The sequence below is a fragment of the Streptomyces sp. NBC_00683 genome (assembly GCF_036226745.1).
GTDB lineage: Bacteria > Actinomycetota > Actinomycetes > Streptomycetales > Streptomycetaceae > Streptomyces.
The window spans coordinates 1,435,931-1,451,833 of the sequence record NZ_CP109013.1 but is presented as its reverse complement, the minus strand read 5'-3'; the positions used below and the strand labels follow the sequence as shown (position 1 = coordinate 1,451,833).

General features: G+C 70.6%; 10 protein-coding genes. 7 read left to right on the top strand and 3 right to left on the bottom strand.

Going from position 1 to position 15,903, the window contains the following annotated elements:
- Positions 1–22: 22 nt before the first annotated feature.
- From yicI to OG257_RS06440, 7 genes are all read left to right on the top strand, one after another.
- Positions 23–2,290, top strand: coding sequence for an alpha-xylosidase (gene yicI, locus OG257_RS06470; RefSeq protein ID WP_329205537.1), 2,268 nt, complete (start codon positions 23–25; stop codon positions 2,288–2,290).
- A gap of 244 nt (positions 2,291–2,534) precedes the next feature.
- The gene (locus OG257_RS06465) at positions 2,535–4,067 is read left to right on the top strand and encodes an aldehyde dehydrogenase family protein (RefSeq protein ID WP_329205535.1); all 1,533 of its coding nucleotides are present in this window, start codon (positions 2,535–2,537) and stop codon (positions 4,065–4,067) included.
- 82 nt (positions 4,068–4,149) lie between these two features.
- Complete coding sequence (locus OG257_RS06460) at positions 4,150–5,721, top strand: GMC family oxidoreductase (protein WP_329205533.1); 1,572 nt, start codon at positions 4,150–4,152, stop codon at positions 5,719–5,721.
- Positions 5,718–6,770, top strand: coding sequence for a quaternary amine ABC transporter ATP-binding protein (locus tag OG257_RS06455; protein ID WP_329205532.1), 1,053 nt, complete (start codon positions 5,718–5,720; stop codon positions 6,768–6,770). The genes OG257_RS06460 and OG257_RS06455 overlap by 4 nt, the downstream gene beginning before the upstream one ends.
- Positions 6,770–8,752 (top strand): ABC transporter permease, encoded by a 1,983-nt coding sequence (locus tag OG257_RS06450; RefSeq protein ID WP_329205530.1) that lies wholly within the window; start codon positions 6,770–6,772, stop codon positions 8,750–8,752. Before OG257_RS06455 ends, OG257_RS06450 begins: the two co-directional genes overlap by 1 nt.
- A 1-nt stretch (position 8,753) precedes the next feature.
- Positions 8,754–9,737 carry an ABC transporter substrate-binding protein gene (locus tag OG257_RS06445; RefSeq protein WP_329205528.1) on the top strand — a complete coding sequence of 328 codons (984 nt, stop codon included), beginning with the start codon at positions 8,754–8,756 and terminating at the stop codon, positions 9,735–9,737.
- A gap of 42 nt (positions 9,738–9,779) precedes the next feature.
- Positions 9,780–10,574 carry a hypothetical protein gene (locus tag OG257_RS06440; protein WP_329205526.1) on the top strand — a complete coding sequence of 265 codons (795 nt, stop codon included), beginning with the start codon at positions 9,780–9,782 and terminating at the stop codon, positions 10,572–10,574.
- Between the two features lie 51 nt (positions 10,575–10,625).
- Here the strand turns inward: OG257_RS06440 and OG257_RS06435 are convergent, their stop codons facing one another.
- The 3 genes from OG257_RS06435 to OG257_RS06425 form a co-directional block, all read right to left on the bottom strand.
- Entirely contained in the window at positions 10,626–12,521 is a 1,896-nt protein-coding gene (locus tag OG257_RS06435; RefSeq protein WP_329205523.1) for an ABC transporter ATP-binding protein, read from the bottom strand.
- 61 nt (positions 12,522–12,582) lie between these two features.
- Positions 12,583–13,968, bottom strand: coding sequence for a cytochrome P450 (locus OG257_RS06430; RefSeq protein ID WP_329205521.1), 1,386 nt, complete (start codon positions 13,966–13,968; stop codon positions 12,583–12,585).
- An 84-nt stretch (positions 13,969–14,052) separates the two neighbouring features.
- Complete coding sequence (locus tag OG257_RS06425; protein WP_329205520.1) at positions 14,053–15,837, bottom strand: ABC transporter ATP-binding protein; 1,785 nt, start codon at positions 15,835–15,837, stop codon at positions 14,053–14,055.
- Positions 15,838–15,903: the final 66 nt, after the last annotated feature.

Genomic DNA, 15,903 nt, shown 5'->3' with positions numbered 1-15,903 from the left:
GTGCCCCCGGCAAGGAGTCCTCATGAAGTTCACCGACGGCTTCTGGCTCATGCGTGAGGGCGTCCGCGCCTCCTACGCGACCGAGATCCGCGATCTGCGCGTCGAGGCCGACCGGTTCACCGCGTACGCCGCGGTCAAGCGGGTGGCCGCACGCGGGGACACGCTCAACACCCCTCTGATCACCGTCGACTGCTTCTCACCGGCCGAGGGAGTCATCGGCGTACGCGTCACGCACCACGCCGGAAAGGCCCGGCGCGGGCCCGACTTCGCCCTCCTGGGCGACGACAGCACCGCACCCGCGGCCCGCACCCGCAGGGACGGCGCGGTCACGGAACTCACCAGCGGCCCGCTGACGTTGCGCATGGACGGCGACGGCCCCTGGGGCATGGCCTTCCTCGACGCGGACGGTCGGCGCCTCACCGGTGTCGATCCCAAGGGCACGGCGTTCGCCACGACACCCGACGGCGCCCACCACATGATCGCCCAACTCGCCCTGAGCGTCGGCGAGAACGTCTACGGCCTGGGCGAGCGCTTCACGCCGTACGTGAAGAACGGCCAGACCGTCGACATCTGGCAGGCGGACGGCGGCACCAGCAGCGACCTGGCGTACAAGAACATCCCGTTCTACCTCTCCTCGCGCGGCTACGGCGTCTTCGTCAACCACCCCGGGAAGGTCTCCTTCGAGATCGGCTCGGAGTCCGTGGGCCAGGTGCAGTTCAGCGTCGAGGACCAGTCGCTGGAGTACTACGTCGTCGCCGGCCCGACCCCGAAGGAGGTCCTGGCCCGCTACACGGCCCTGACCGGCCGGCCCGCGCTGCCGCCCGCCTGGTCGTTCGGCCTCTGGCTCACGACCTCGTTCTGCACGTCGTACGACGAGGAGACCGTCACCTCGTTCGTCGACGGGATGGCCGAGCGCGACATCCCCCTCAGCGTCTTCCACTTCGACTGCTTCTGGATGCGCGAGTACCAGTGGTCGGACTTCCTGTGGGACCCCGAGGTCTTTCCCGACCCGGAGGGCATGCTGACCCGGCTCAAGGAGCGCGGGCTGCGGATCAGCATGTGGATCAACCCGTACATCGCGCAGAAGTCCGTGCTGTTCGCGGAGGGTGCCGAACTCGGGTACCTGGTGAAGCGGCCCAACGGCGACATCTGGCAGTGGGACCTGTGGCAGCCCGGCATGGCGCTGGTCGACTTCACCGACCCCGCAGCCCGCGAGTGGTACAACAGCAAGCTGCGCGCGCTGCTCGACCAGGGTGTCGACTGCTTCAAGACGGACTTCGGCGAGCGCATACCGACCGACGTCGTCTGGCACGACGGCTCCGACCCCGAGCGGATGCACAACTACTACGCGCAGCTCTACAACCGCACCGTCTTCGAGCTCCTGGAGAAGGAGCGCGGAACGGGCGAGGCGGTGCTCTTCGCCCGCTCCGCGACGGCCGGCGGACAGCAGTTCCCGGTCCACTGGGGCGGCGACTGCTTCGCCTCGTTCACCGCGATGGCCGAGTCGCTGCGCGGCGGTCTCTCGCTGAGCCTGTCCGGCTTCGGTTTCTGGAGCCACGACATCGGCGGCTTCGAGGGCACCCCCGACCCGGCGGTCTTCAAACGCTGGCTCGCCTTCGGCCTGTTGTCCTCGCACAGCCGGCTGCACGGCAACGTCTCCTACCGGGTGCCGTGGGCGTTCGGTGAGGAAGCGGTCGACGTGGCACGGAAGTTCACCCTGCTCAAGCACCGCCTGATGCCCTACCTGTACGGGGTGGCGGCCGAGGCCCACCGCACGGGCGTCCCGATGATGCGCCCCATGCTGGTCGAGTTCCCCGGCGACCCGGCCTCCCGCACCCTGGACCGGCAGTACATGCTCGGCTCCGATCTGCTGGTCGCGCCCGTCTTCACCGAGGACGGAGAGGTCGAGTACTACGTCCCCGAGGGCACCTGGACGTCGCTGCTCACCGGCGAACGGATCACCGGTCCCGCCTGGCGCCACGAGACCCACGGCTTCGACAGCCTGCCCCTGCTGGTCAGGGACGGGGCGGTGCTCCCGTGGGGCGCCGACGACCAGCGCCCGGACAGCGACTGGCTGGACGGCCTCACCCTGCGGGTGTTCGGCTCCGGAGACGGTGAGCGGACGGTCACCGTGCCGGACCTGACCGGGGCCCGCGCGGCGGCGTTCCGCGTCGTACGGGACGCCTCGGGCGTGCACGTCGTGGCGGAGGGCACCGACCGTCCGTACCGCGTCCGTGCGGAGGAGTCCGGAGCGACGGGGGAGGGGACGGGGACCGTGACAGTCCTCTGATCCGCCGCCCACCCGCACGACGGCCCGCCGTCGGCCCCAGCCCAGGGGCCGACGGCGGGCCTTTCCGCGTTACCAGGGGTACGGCAGTGAGTCATGTCACCCAGAGTGAATTTCTCGGCATACATTCCGCCGGCCTGGACAGGTGTCCAGGCCGCTGGTGCGCCCTCATCCCGGTGCACCCGCGCGGAACAGTGCTCGGCCGGACCGGTGCGGAGCGATTCAGGCACGGAAGGCAGATCACTACATGTCGGCTCACCCCTCGTCGGCTCATCCCGCGACGGTGCTGGACACCATCCACATCGACGGGGCCTGGCAGGCCGCGGCCTCGGGCGCGACGCGCGAGATCCTCGACCCTGCCGACGCCACCGTCCTGGCCCTCGTCGCCGAGGGCGGCTCCGACGACACCGACGCGGCCGTCGCCGCCGCGCGCCGCGCCTTCGACGACGGCCCCTGGCCGCACAGGCCCGTCGCCGAGCGTGCCGGGCTGCTGCGCCGGGTCGCCGACCTCCTCCAGCGGGACCGCGAGGAGATCGCGATCACCGAGAGCCGCGACACCGGCAAGACCTTGGAGGAGGGGCGCGTCGACGTCGACGACGTGACCAACGCCTTCCGCTACTTCGCCGACCTCGTGATGAACGAGAGCGGCGGCCGGGTCGTCGACGCGGGCGACCCCGATGTCCACAGCGTCGTGGTCCACGAGCCCGTCGGCGTCTGCGCCCTGATCGCCCCGTGGAACTACCCGCTGCTCCAGGCCAGCTGGAAGATCGCACCGGCGCTCGCCGCCGGCAACACCTTCGTGCTCAAGCCCAGCGAGGTCACGCCGCTCTCGACCGTCCACCTCGTCCGGCTGCTCTCCGAGGCGGGTCTGCCGGACGGCGCGGCCAACCTCGTGACCGGCGCGGGCGACCCCGTGGGAGCCCGGCTCTCCGAGCACCCGGACGTGGACCTGGTCTCCTTCACCGGCGGCCTCGCCAGCGGTACGAAGGTCGCCCTGGCCGCCGCACCCACGGTCAAGAAGGTCGCCCTGGAACTCGGCGGCAAGAACCCCAACGTCGTCTTCGCCGACGCGTGCGCCACAGACGAGGACTTCGACACCGCCGTCGACCAGGCACTGAACGCGGCGTTCTTCCACAGCGGCCAGGTCTGCTCCGCCGGGAGCCGGCTCATCATCCAGGAATCCGTCTCCGAACGCTTCGTCACCGAGCTCGCCCGCCGTGCCGACGCGATCCGGCTCGGCCGCGGCACCGTGGACGGCGTCGAATGCGGCCCGCTCGTCTCCGCCCAGCAGCTGGCCAAGGTCGAGGCGTTCGTCGCCTCTGCCCGCGCGGAGGGCGCGATCGTGCGCTCGGGCGGCGCCCGCCCCGAACCCTCGGACGTACGGCCCGCGAGCGGCTACTTCTACCGTCCGACCGTCCTGGACGCCTGCCACCGGGAGATGCGGGTCGTCCGCGAGGAGACCTTCGGGCCGATCCTGACCGTCGAGACCTTCAGTACCGAGGAAGAGGCCGTCCGGCTCGCCAACGACACGGACTACGGGCTCGCGGGCGCCGTCTGGACCACCGACGCGGGCCGTGCCCGACGCGTGGCGGGACGGCTGCGGCACGGCACCGTCTGGATCAACGACTACCACCCGTACCTCCCGCAGGCGGAGTGGGGCGGCTTCGGCAAGTCCGGTACGGGCCGTGAGCTCGGGCCCACCGGGCTCGCGGAGTACCGCGAGGCCAAGCACATCTACCAGAACCTCAACCCGCGTCCGCAGCGCTGGTTCGCGGGCTGAGCCGGTCGCCGTCCCCTGACGTACCCCCGGCTGTTCGCAGCACCACGCACACGCAAGCACCTTGCAGAAGGAGCAGTGACCGATGCCCCCGTCCCCCCGCACCGCACGCCCCGAAACTGTCGACTACGTGATCGTCGGCGGCGGCACCGCCGGCTCGGTGATCGCCTCCCGCCTCACCGAGGACCCCGACGTCACCGTCACGGTCATCGAGGGCGGCCCCACCGACATCGACCGCGACGACGTCCTCACCCTGCGCCGCTGGCTCGGACTCCTCGGCGGTGACCTCGACTACGACTACCCCACGACCGAACAGCCGCGCGGCAACTCCCACATCCGGCACAGCAGGGCCCGGGTCCTCGGCGGCTGCTCCTCGCACAACACGCTGATCAGCTTCAAGCCGCTGCCCGGCGACTGGGACGAGTGGGCCGAGGCGGGAGCCGAGGGCTGGGACGCGGCGTCCATGGACCCGTACTTCGCCCGGCTGCGCAACAACATCGTGCCGGTCGACGAGAAGGACAGGAACGCCATCGCCCGCGACTTCGTCGACGCGGCGCAGGCGGCGGCCGGGGTCCCGCGCGTCGACAGCTTCAACAAGAAGCCCTTCCACGAGGGCGCCGGCTTCTTCGACCTCGCCTACCACCCGGAGAACAACAAGCGGTCGTCCGCGTCCGTCGCCTACCTCCACCCGCACATCGAGGCCGGTGACCGCCCCAACCTCGAGATCCTGCTGGAGACCTGGGCGTACCGGCTGGAGTTCGAGGGCAACCGCGCCACCGGCGTGCACGTGCGCACCGCGGACGGCGAGGAGGTGCTGCTGCGCGCGGCCCGTGAAGTCATCGTCTGCGCGGGCGCGGTGGACACCCCGCGACTGCTCATGCACTCCGGAGTCGGACCGGCGAAGGACCTGAAGGACCTGGGCATCCCCGTCGTCCACGACCTCCCGGGCGTCGGGGAGAACCTGCTCGACCACCCGGAGTCGGTCATCGTCTGGGAGACCGACGGGCCCATCCCGGAGAACTCCGCCATGGACTCGGACGCGGGACTGTTCGTACGCAGGGATCCCGAATCCCGGGGCCCCGACCTGATGTTCCACTTCTACCAGATCCCCTTCACCGACAACCCGGAGCGCCTCGGCTACGAGAAGCCCGCGCACGGGGTGTCGATGACCCCGAACATCCCCAAGCCGCGCAGCCGCGGCCGGCTGTACCTCACGAGCGCCGACCCCGAGGTCAAACCCGCCCTGGACTTCCGCTACTTCACGGACGAGGACGACTACGACGGCCGCACCCTGGTCGACGGGATCAAGCTCGCCCGCGAGATCGCGAGGACCGAACCGCTGGCCCACTGGCTCACGCGCGAGGTGTGCCCCGGCCCGGAGGTGACCTCCGACGAGGACATCAGCGAGTACGCCCGCAAGGTCGCGCACACCGTCTACCACCCGGCCGGCACCTGCCGGATGGGCGACCGGGAGGACACCGCCGCGGTGGTCGACCCCCAGCTGCGCATCCGCGGCCTGCAGGGCATCCGTATCGCGGACGCGTCCGTCTTCCCGACCATGCCCGCGGTGAACCCCATGATCGGCGTGCTCATGGTGGGCGAGAAGTGCGCCGAACTGCTCTCAGCAGCCCCGACCGCCGGAGGCGATGTCCGATGACCGAAGCCAGTACCCCTGTTTTCAGCGTCCGCGACCTCTGGAAGGTCTTCGGCCCCAAGGCCGACCGCATCCCCGGCAGTGAGTACGCGGATCTGCCCGCCGCCGAACTGCGGGCACGCACCGGCTGTACCGCCGCCGTACGCAACGTCTCCTTCGACGTGAAGAAGGGTGAGGTCTTCGTCGTCATGGGCCTGTCGGGATCCGGCAAGTCCACCCTCGTCCGCTGTCTCACCCGGCTGATCGAGCCCACCAGCGGCACCGTCGCCATCGACGGCGAGGACGTCCTGGCCATGGACCGCACCCGGCTGCGCGAACTGCGCCGCCACCGTGCCGCGATGGTCTTCCAGCACTTCGGGCTGCTGCCGCACCGCACCGTCCTGGACAACGTCGCCTACGGCCTGGAGATCCAGGGCCTCGGCAAGGCCGAACGTCGCGCCAGGGCGGCCGAGCTGGTGGACAAGGTCGGCCTGACCGGTCTCGAGAGCCGCCGCCCGGCCCAGCTCTCCGGTGGCCAGCAGCAGCGCGTCGGGCTGGCCCGCGCACTCGCCGTCGACCCGTCCGTCCTCCTGTTCGACGAACCGTTCAGCGCACTCGACCCGCTGATCCGCAGGGAGATGCAGGACGAAGTCGTCCGGCTGCACAAGGACGAGGGCCGCACCATGGTCTTCATCACCCACGACCTGAGCGAGGCACTGCGCCTGGGCACCCGCATCGCCCTGATGCGTGACGGCGGCATCGTGCAGCTCGGCACCCCCGAGGAGATCGTCGGGTCGCCCGCCGACGACTACGTGCGCGAGTTCGTACGCGACGTACCGCGCGAACAGGTCCTCACCGTTTCCACCGCCATGCGGCCCCCGGCCGCCGGAGAGAGCGAACACGGCCCGGCACTGCGCCCCGAGGCCACCGTCTTCGAGGCCATAGAGGCGGTCGCCCGCTCCGGCGACCGGACGGCACGGGTCATGGACGACGGCAGGCTGGTCGGCATCGTCGACCATGCCTGCCTGCTCGACGTGGTCGCGGGCACGGGGGCCCACGAGGTGAGCGTCTGATGGCAACCGCCCAGGCCGCCACCACGGCCGCAGCAGGCCCCCCGGGCAGCGGACCCCTCGCCGCCCTGCGCGGCCGCCCCGCACTCGGCAAGCTCCTGATCCTGCTGGCGATCGCCGCAGTCGCCGTTCCGATGCTCCACGCGCAGTGGGGCGGGGGCGTCTGGCCCGCCGCCCTGACCGTCGACCTGACCGAGCCGCTCGGCGAGGTCAACGACTGGATCATCGCCAACCGCGACAGCCACCCGCTCTTCCTCTACTTCTTCGGCCACATCAGCAACGCCGTCGTCCTGTCCGTGCGCGGCGTGTACCTGGTGCTGCTCGCGCTCGGCTGGGCCGGTGTCACCGCCCTCGCCGCGGTCGTCGCCTGGCGGGTGGCCGGACTGCGGCTCGCGCTGACCGCCGCCCTCTGCTTCGGCGTCTGCGGACTGCTCGGCATGTGGGTGCCGACCATGCAGACGCTCGCGCTCATGATCGTCGCCGTGCTCGCCTCCGTGGTGCTCGGCATGCTCCTCGGGCTCGCCGCCGGACTGTCGGACCGCACGTTCCGGGTTCTGCGGCCCGTCCTCGACACCATGCAGGTGCTGCCCGCCTTCGCGTACCTGCTGCCCGTCGTGCTGGTCTTCGGCATCGGAGTGCCCGGCGCGGTCCTCGCGACCGTCGTCTACGCGGCTCCGCCGATGGCACGGCTCACCGCACTCGGCCTGCGCGGCGCCGACTCAGGTGTCATGGAGGCCGTCGCCTCGCTGGGCGCGACCGGCAGGCAGCGGCTGCTGACGGCACGGCTGCCGCTTGCCCGCAAGGAACTGCTCCTCGGCCTCAACCAGACGATCATGATGGCCCTTTCGATGGCCGTCATCGCGTCCATCATCGGCGCCGGCGGTCTCGGCGACCGCGTCTACCAGGCACTGTCCTCCGTCGACGTCGGTGCCGCCCTCGCCGCGGGCATCCCCATCGTGCTGCTGGCCGTCGTCCTCGACCGTACGACCGAGGCGGCAGGCCGGAGGATCGGCGCGGAACCCACCGGGCCCGTCGCCCTGCGCGGGCTGCGCGGCTGGGGACTCGCCGCGGCGATCGCCGCCGCCGTCGCCGTCGTCGGACGGTTCACCGGCGGCCGTATCTGGCCCGAGGGCGGGATCGTGGCCATCGCGGGCCCCGTCAACACCGCCAAGGACTGGATGGTCGACCACCTGTACACCGGTGTCCCCGTCATCGGGGGCACAGCCGACTGGGCCGCCCACTTCACCAGCTGGATCCTCAACCCGCTGCGCAGCGGACTGCAGGGCCTGCCCTGGTGGTCCGTCCTGCTGGTCGTCGCCGCGCTCGCCTGGACCATCGGCACCTGGCGCACCGCCCTGACGGCCGTGCTGGCCATGGCCGCCATCGGGGTCCTCGGTGTCTGGGGGCCCTCGATGGACACGCTCAGCCAGGTCGTCGCCGCCGTCGCGGTCACCCTGGTCCTCGGCTTCGCCATCGCGATCGGCGCCGCACGCAGCGAACGCCTCGAACGGCTGCTGCGCCCCGTCCTGGACGTCTTCCAGACCATGCCGCAGTTCGTCTACCTCATCCCGGTCGTCGCCCTCTTCGGCGTCGGCCGCGCCCCCGCCGCCGCGGCAGCCGTCGTCTACGCCCTGCCCGCCGTCGTCCGCATCACCACGCAGGGGCTGCGGGGCGTCGACCCGGCCGCGATGGAGTGCGCACGCTCGCTCGGCGCCACCCCCGGACAGCAACTGCGCCAGGTCCAGCTGCCGCTGGCCAGGCCCGCACTGCTGCTCGCCGTCAACCAGGGCGTCGTCCTGGTCCTCGCGGTGGTCATCATCGGCGGCCTCGTCGGTTCCGGAGCACTCGGGTACGACGTCGTGTTCGGCCTCGCCCAGGGCGACCTGGCCACCGGCCTCGTCGCCGGTGCGGCCATCGTCTGCCTCGGGCTGATGCTGGACCGGGTCACCCAGCCCACCACCCGACGCCGCCGGAAGGAGAGCTGACATGGCTCGCACCCGTACCCGCGCACACCTGCGCACGTCCGCGACCCTCGCCTCGGCCGCAGCCCTGCTGGCCGTCACCGGCTGCGGTGCGGCGGACATGACGAAGCAGGCGTCCCCGTTCGCCGCCCCCGCCGACATCAAGACCGTCACGCTCTCCGTGCAGTCCTGGGTCGGCGCCCAGGCCAACGTGGCCGTCGCCCAGAAGCTCCTGGAGGACGAACTGGGCTACCGCGTCGACCTCGTCCAGACCGACGAGGTCCCCGCCTGGGACGCCCTCAGCCAGGGGCGCGTGGACGCCATCCTGGAGGACTGGGGCCACCCCGACCAGGAGAAGCTGTACATCCAGGACAAGAAGACCATCGTCCCCGGGGGCGACCTCGGCGTCACGGGTCACATCGGCTGGTACGTCCCCAAGTACTGGGCGGACGAGCACCCCGACGTCACCGAGTGGAAGAACCTCGACAAGTACGCCGACGAGCTGCGCACCCCGGAGAGCGGTGACAAGGGCCAGCTGATGGACGGTTCACCGTCCTACGTCACCAACGACAAGGCGCTGGTCAAGAACCTCGGCCTGGACTACAAGGTCGTCTTCGCCGGCTCCGAGGCCGCGCAGATCACTCAGATCCAGCAGTTCGCCAAGGAGAAGAAGCCCTTCCTGAGCTACTGGTACCAGCCGCAGTGGCTGTTCAACGAGGTGCCGATGGTCGAGGTGAAGCTCCCCGAGTACACCGACGCGTGCGGGGCCAAGGACCCGGCCGACATCGACTGCGCCTACCCGCAGACCCCGCTGCAGAAGTACCTCAACGCGGACTTCTCCAAGCGGGGCGGCGAGGCCGCGGCCTTCCTGAAGAAGTTCAACTGGTCGGAGAAGGACCAGAACAAGGTGTCCGAAATGATCGCCTCCGAGCGGCTGGCGCCCGGCGAGGCGGCCGAGCGCTGGATCAAGGAGAACCCCGGCACCTGGAAGAAGTGGCTGGACCGGTGACGTTGCCCGGGAGCCGAACACCCGGTGGCCGCTGCTGCGATCATGGCAAGGACAGCAGTGGGCGCGACCGAGGGGGACGGGTTGATTTCCGAGCCGGAGATGGTGGGGGAGTTCGGCGCGGTCGAAACCCCTGAGGTGATGGGCGACCTCGACCGGGTGCCGGACAGCCGGCGGCGCAGGCCGTGGCTGTGGGCACTCGGCGGGGCGGCCATGGCGTCGGCTCTCTGGGCGGCGGCGCTGTTCTCCTACGGGGTGGGGGACCGGTCACCGGACATGCACGGGTACCGGCTGGACCGCGATCCCTGCCCCTCGCTCCGGCTGCAGTCGATCGGCACGGCGATCACCCCGAGGGAAGCCGCGAACGCGACCGAGTCGGAGCTGTCGAAGCACGAGGCACTCGACCAGGTCACGTGCTTCATCCAGCTGAGGTCCCGGTCCGGGGAGGAGCAGCCCGCGAGCGGCTGGTCCATCGAGTACACCGTCGGGATCACCGTGGAACTGCACAAGAAGACCGACCCCGGCGCCGAGTTCGAAGCACGGTTGCGGACGGCCGGTCCCTGGATCGACCGTGAGGCGAAGCTGGAGAGCGTTCCGGACCTCGGCGGAACGGCCTATCTGAGGACCTCGGACGACGGTTACACGGACCTGTGGGTGCTCGAAGGCGGCGCGGTCCTCTCGCTGAGCCTCTCCGCGTCCTCGGAGTACTGGAGTGAGGAACAGGGCGAGATGCCCGGCGGGGACGAGAGCGGTGAGGAGCCGGACCTTCCCGATCTGTCCCCTCACCACGCGGCCATGATCAGCGACATGCGTGACCTCATGTCCGGCCTCAAGAACTGAGCTCGGAGCCCATGTCCCCCCGTACCTGAAACGCGTCCGCCCGGGCGGCGGTCAGCCGGCCACGGGCCGGGCCGCCGCCTCGCTGCCCGGGCGTTCGAACTGGGTGCGGTACAGCTCCTCGTACCGTCCGCCGATGGCCAGCAGCTCCTCGTGCGTGCCCCGTTCGGCGACCCGGCCCTCCTCGATGACCAGGATCAGGTCGGCGGCCCGCACCGTGGACAGCCGGTGGGCGATCACCAGTGCGGTGCGGCCCTCCAACGCTTCGGCCAGGGCCTCCTGGACGGCTGCTTCCGAGGTCGAGTCCAGGTGCGCGGTCGCCTCGTCGAGGATGACGACCCGCTGACGGGCCAGCAGCAGCCGGGCGATGGTCAGCCGTTGCCGCTCGCCACCGGAGAGCCGGTAACCACGCTCGCCGACCACCGTGTCCAGGCCCTCGGGCAGGGAGGCCACGAGGCCGTCCAGACGGGACCGGCGCAGTGCGTCCCAGATGTCCTCCTCCGTGGCCTCCGGCCTGGCCAGGAGCAGATTGGCGCGCACCGACTCGTGGAAGAGGTGCCCGTCCTGGGTGACCATGCCGAGGGTCTCGCGGATGGAGTCGGCGGTCAGATCGCGTACGTCGACGCCGTTCAGCCGTACGGAGCCCGCATCGGCGTCGTACAGCCGCGGCAGCAGCTGCGCGATCGTCGACTTGCCCGCGCCGGACGAACCGACGAGCGCGACCATCCGTCCGGGCCGGGCGGTGAAGGAGACGTCGTGCAGGACCTGCGTACCGCCCCGTGAGTCGAGCGTGGCGACCTCCTCCAGCGAGGCGAGGGAGACCTTGTCGGCCGACGGGTAGCCGAAGGACACTCCGTCGAACTCCACGGACACCGGACCGTCCGGCACCCGGCGGGCGTCCGGCTTCTCGGCGATGAGCGGCTTCAGGTCGAGGATCTCGAAGACCCGCTCGAAGCTGACGAGGGCGCTCATCACCTCGACGCGGGCACCGGCCAGTGCCGTCAGCGGGGCGTAGAGGCGGGTGAGCAGCAGAGCGAGCGCGACGACCGCCCCGGGTTCGAGGCTGCCCCGCAGCGCGTAGTGGCCGCCGAGTCCGTAGACCAGCGCGAGGGCCAGGGCGGACACCAGGGTGAGTGCCGTGATGAACGTGGACTGGAGCATGGCCGTACGGACGCCGATGTCGCGGACACGGCCCGCGCGGGCGGCGAACGCGGTGGACTCGTCGGCGGGGCGGCCGAAGAGTTTGACGAGGGTCGCGCCCGGCGCCGAGAAGCGCTCGGTCATCTGTGTGCCCATGGTGGCGTTGTGGCCGGCCGCCTCGCGCTGCAGCGCCGCCATGCGGGAACCCATCCGGCGGGCCGGGACGACGAACACCGGCAGCAGGACCAGGGCGAGCAGAGTGATCTGCCAGGAGATCGTGAGCATCACGGCCAGTGTCAGCAGCAGGGTGACGGAATTGGAGACCACGCCGGACAGGGTGCTGCTGAAGGCCCGCTGTGCGCCGATCACATCATTGTTGAGCCGGCTGACCAGCGCACCGGTCCGGGTCCGGGTGAAGAAGGCGACCGGCATCCGCTGCACATGGTCGAAGACGGCCGTACGCAGATCGAGGATCAGTCCCTCGCCGAGCGTGGCGGACAGCCACCGGGTGAGGAGACCGAGCCCGGCCTCCGAAACGGCGATCAGGGCGATGAGCAGGGCGAGCCGTGTGACCGTACCGGTGTCCCGGCCCTGCACGATCGCGTCGACGACGCGTCCGGCGAGCACGGGTGTGGCCACCGCGAGCAGCGCGGTGGCCACACTGAGGAGCAGGAAGCGCTGGATCCGCCCCCGATGCGGCCGGGCGAACGCCGCGATGCGGCGCAGCGTCGCCCGGGAGAAGGGCCTGCGGTCCTGCTGCGCGTTCATCGTGCTGTGCAGCGATGTCCACGCCGTGACTTCCATGTCCATGCGAGTGCCTCCGGAGTCGGGTCCTACGCATGGAACGCTATGACCTCAAGTCAGCTTGAGGTCAACCTTGAGAGGGTCGGCGCGTCCGCCGCACGGTCGCCATGACCTCCCGGTCCGGCTGCAGCGTCAGTGTCGGCATGGGGTTGATCACGCCCGGGTCCACCTCCAGTTCGAACCGGCGCGCCAGGACGGCGAGGACCAGGACCGCCTCGACCATCGCGAAGCGCGTACCGAGGCAGACACGGGGGCCGCCGCCGAACGGATACCAGGCGTACTCATGGATCTCGTCCCCGTGCTCCGGGTCCCAGCGCTCCGGACGGAACACCTCCGGCCGGGGGAACCAGCGCTCGTCCCGGTGCGTCGCCCACTGACTGCTCCACACCCGGGTGCCTTCCGGCATCGGAACGCCGCCGATCCGGGCCCCCTCCTTCGCGATCCCGGTGACGAGCCAGATCGTCGGGTACAGCCGCAGGGTCTCCTTCACCACCGCCTGGGCGTAGGTCAGTTGCGCGTAGTCGTCGATGCCGGGCTCCCGGTCGCCCAGCACCCGGTCCAGCTCCTCGGTGAGCGCCGCCCGTGCCTCGGGGTTGCGGGACAGCAGGTACCAGGCCCACACCAGAGTCGAACTGGTCGTCTCGTGCCCGCCGATGTACAGGGTGACCGTCTCGTCGCGTATCTCCTCGTCGGTGAGGTGCGCGCCGGTCTCGTCCACCGCGGTGAGCAGCCGGCTCAGCAGGTCGGGGCGCTCGCCGTCACCGTCGCGGTGGCGGGCCACCACCCGGCCGACCTCGGCGTCGATCACCGCGGCGGCCTTCTTGATCCTGGCCCGGCCGGGCGTCGGCACCCAGTCGGGCAGGATCGCGCCGAGACCGCTGAACTCCTTGCCGATCTCCTGTTGGGCGATGTCCATCGCCCGGCCCATCGACTCCGCGTCCGCAGGGGTGTCCACCCCGAAGATCGTGCGGACCGCGATCTTCTGGGTCAGGGCCGCCATCTCCCTCTTGATGTCGATGCGTTCGCCACCGGACCAGGTGTCCGCGAGGTCCACCGTGCAGTCCGTCATCGTCGACGCGTACGACTTCACCTGCTTGGGCCGCACCGACGGCTGCACCAGCGAACGCTTGCGCCGCCAGTCCGGACCGCGCGCGACCACCACGCCGTTGCCCATCACCGTGCGGAAGGCGATCCCCAGCAGCGGCTGGTCGAAGGTGCGTTCCGTCTCGGTGAGCAGCTCGCCTATGCAGTCGGGGTCGGAGATGAACACGCAGTTGTTGCGGCCGAAGCGCCAGCTCACCATGGACCCGTACCCGCGCAGCCGCTCGAAGAAGGCGAGCGGGTCCTTGCCGAACTGCGGCAGACTCCCCAGGAGGGGCAGCCCCTTCGGACCCGGTACGAGCGAATGGCCGCGCGGCTCGGCATCGACAGCCGCACCGGTTTCCGTGGACATGAGGGACTCCCGTCATCTGCCGTGTGGTGTAAGTGAGTTGCTGAGCGTAGCTCCCAGCCTGACAGGTGTTCGAACGTGACGGTCCTATGCCGGCCGCTTCGGCTGGAGCCCCGCGTACACCCCGCCCCCGCGCACCAGCTCCTCGTGCGTACCCACCTCGGCTATGCGGCCCCGGTCCATCGCCACGATGCGGTCCGCCGCCCGGATCGTGGAGAGCCGGTGCGCCACCACGAACACCGTGCGGCCGTGCACCAGCCGGGCCAGCGCCTCCTGGACCAGCGCCTCCGACCGGGTGTCCAGGGCGGACGTCGCCTCGTCCAGAATCAGCACCCGCGGATCGCGGATCAGGGCGCGTGCGATGGCGAGGCGCTGCTTCTGCCCGCCCGAGAGCCGTGCGCCGCGCTCACCCACGACCGTGTGGATGCCGTCGGGCAGTGCGTCGACGAACTCCAGCGCGTTGGCGTCCGCGAGCGCGCGGCGGACCGCCCGCTCGTCCGTATCGCCCATGCCGTAGGTGACGTTGTCCCTGATGGTGCCCTCGAACAGGATCGACTCCTGCGGTACCACGGACAGGAACTGCCGGTAGCTGCGCAGATCGAGCGTCGCCATGTCCGTGCCGTCGAGCAGGATCCGTCCCGATGTTGGCCGGATGAAGCCGATGAGGAGGTTCAGTACGGTCGACTTGCCGGCGCCCGACGCCCCCACCAGCGCCACCGTCTCACCAGGGCGGGCGGACAGGGTGAAGTCCTCCACCGCGGCGCCGCCCGAACCCTCGTACGCGAATCCGACCTGCTCGAAGTCGATGCGGCCTTCCACCCGCTCCACCAGGTCCTTGCCCGCGTTGTTCTCCAGGTCGGGCGCCTGGAGCACCTCGCCGGCCGAACGGACCGACTCCAGGCCCTTGCTGATGACGGGGGCCAGGCTCAGCAGCGTCGACATCGATCCGGTGAGGGTGGTGAAGAAGGCGCTCAGCATGACGACATCGCCCGCCGTGATCGGCAGCCAGCCGTGGTAGGCGACGAGGGCCGAGCCCGCGAGGCAGGCGACACCCAGTGAGTTCAGGAGGATCCAGGCGAGCGCGCCGAAGCGGCCGTTGAGCAGATCGAGGCGCAGACCCGCGAGCAGCACCTGGCGCAGCGAGCCGTCGACACGGCCCAGCGCCGCGTGCTCCAGGCCGTGGGCCCGGGTGATGGGGATCAGGCTCGTCATCTCGCTGACCCGCGCGGACAGCTGCTCGACCTCCTGCCGGAACGACTCGTTGTGACTGCGCAGCCTGGACCGCAGTTTCATGACCAGGAGGGCGGCGAGCGGGACGACCACCAGGAACACCGGAAGGAAGGAGGGGACCCGCACGGCGATGACGACGAGACCACCGGTCAGCGTGACGATGCCGGCCAGCCCCATGTCGGCGGACTGCTGGACCATCTGCTCGACGGTCTCCACATCCCGCACCACCTTGGCCTGCAGGACCCCGGCGCTCGTCCTTGAGTGGTAGCCGATGGACAGCTGCTGCATCCGGCGGCAGAGCGCGTCGCGCAGCGAGGTGCCCATGCGCCGTACACTGCCGTTCAGGCAGCGCACATACAGCAGGTGCAGCGGGTAGTTGAGCACGAGCACGAAGAGCAGGGCGCCCGCGTTCGCCCACAGTTCCCGCTCCGGGCGGTGCTGGACGACGACATCGATGATGTTCGCGGTGATCAGCGGAAGCAGCCAGATGGGGCTGTGCTTGACGATGAAGGCCGCCACACCGAGAGCGAGCCGGCGCCGGTCGGGGCGCAGGAGGTAGCCGAGGGTACGGATGGGGTGTTCGCCCCGGTAGCGGTGGTCGAGGGCGGAGAGCTGCCGTGGCAGAGAAAGCGGTTGCTGCATACGATCAGCCAAACCCGGTCCGTCCCCCCGTGCAAGACCGTTTCGCATCGTGGCGCGCCGGGGCCG

Coding starts and splice junctions, on each gene's coding strand:
- yicI (WP_329205537.1), top strand. CDS start 23: ATGAAGTTCACCGACGGCTTCTGGCTCATGCGTGAGGGCGTCCGCGCC.
- OG257_RS06465 (WP_329205535.1), top strand. CDS start 2,535: ATGTCGGCTCACCCCTCGTCGGCTCATCCCGCGACGGTGCTGGACACC.
- OG257_RS06460 (WP_329205533.1), top strand. CDS start 4,150: ATGCCCCCGTCCCCCCGCACCGCACGCCCCGAAACTGTCGACTACGTG.
- OG257_RS06455 (WP_329205532.1), top strand. CDS start 5,718: ATGACCGAAGCCAGTACCCCTGTTTTCAGCGTCCGCGACCTCTGGAAG.
- OG257_RS06450 (WP_329205530.1), top strand. CDS start 6,770: ATGGCAACCGCCCAGGCCGCCACCACGGCCGCAGCAGGCCCCCCGGGC.
- OG257_RS06445 (WP_329205528.1), top strand. CDS start 8,754: ATGGCTCGCACCCGTACCCGCGCACACCTGCGCACGTCCGCGACCCTC.
- OG257_RS06440 (WP_329205526.1), top strand. CDS start 9,780: ATGGCAAGGACAGCAGTGGGCGCGACCGAGGGGGACGGGTTGATTTCC.
- OG257_RS06435 (WP_329205523.1), bottom strand. CDS start 12,521: ATGGACATGGAAGTCACGGCGTGGACATCGCTGCACAGCACGATGAAC.
- OG257_RS06430 (WP_329205521.1), bottom strand. CDS start 13,968: ATGTCCACGGAAACCGGTGCGGCTGTCGATGCCGAGCCGCGCGGCCAT.
- OG257_RS06425 (WP_329205520.1), bottom strand. CDS start 15,837: ATGCAGCAACCGCTTTCTCTGCCACGGCAGCTCTCCGCCCTCGACCAC.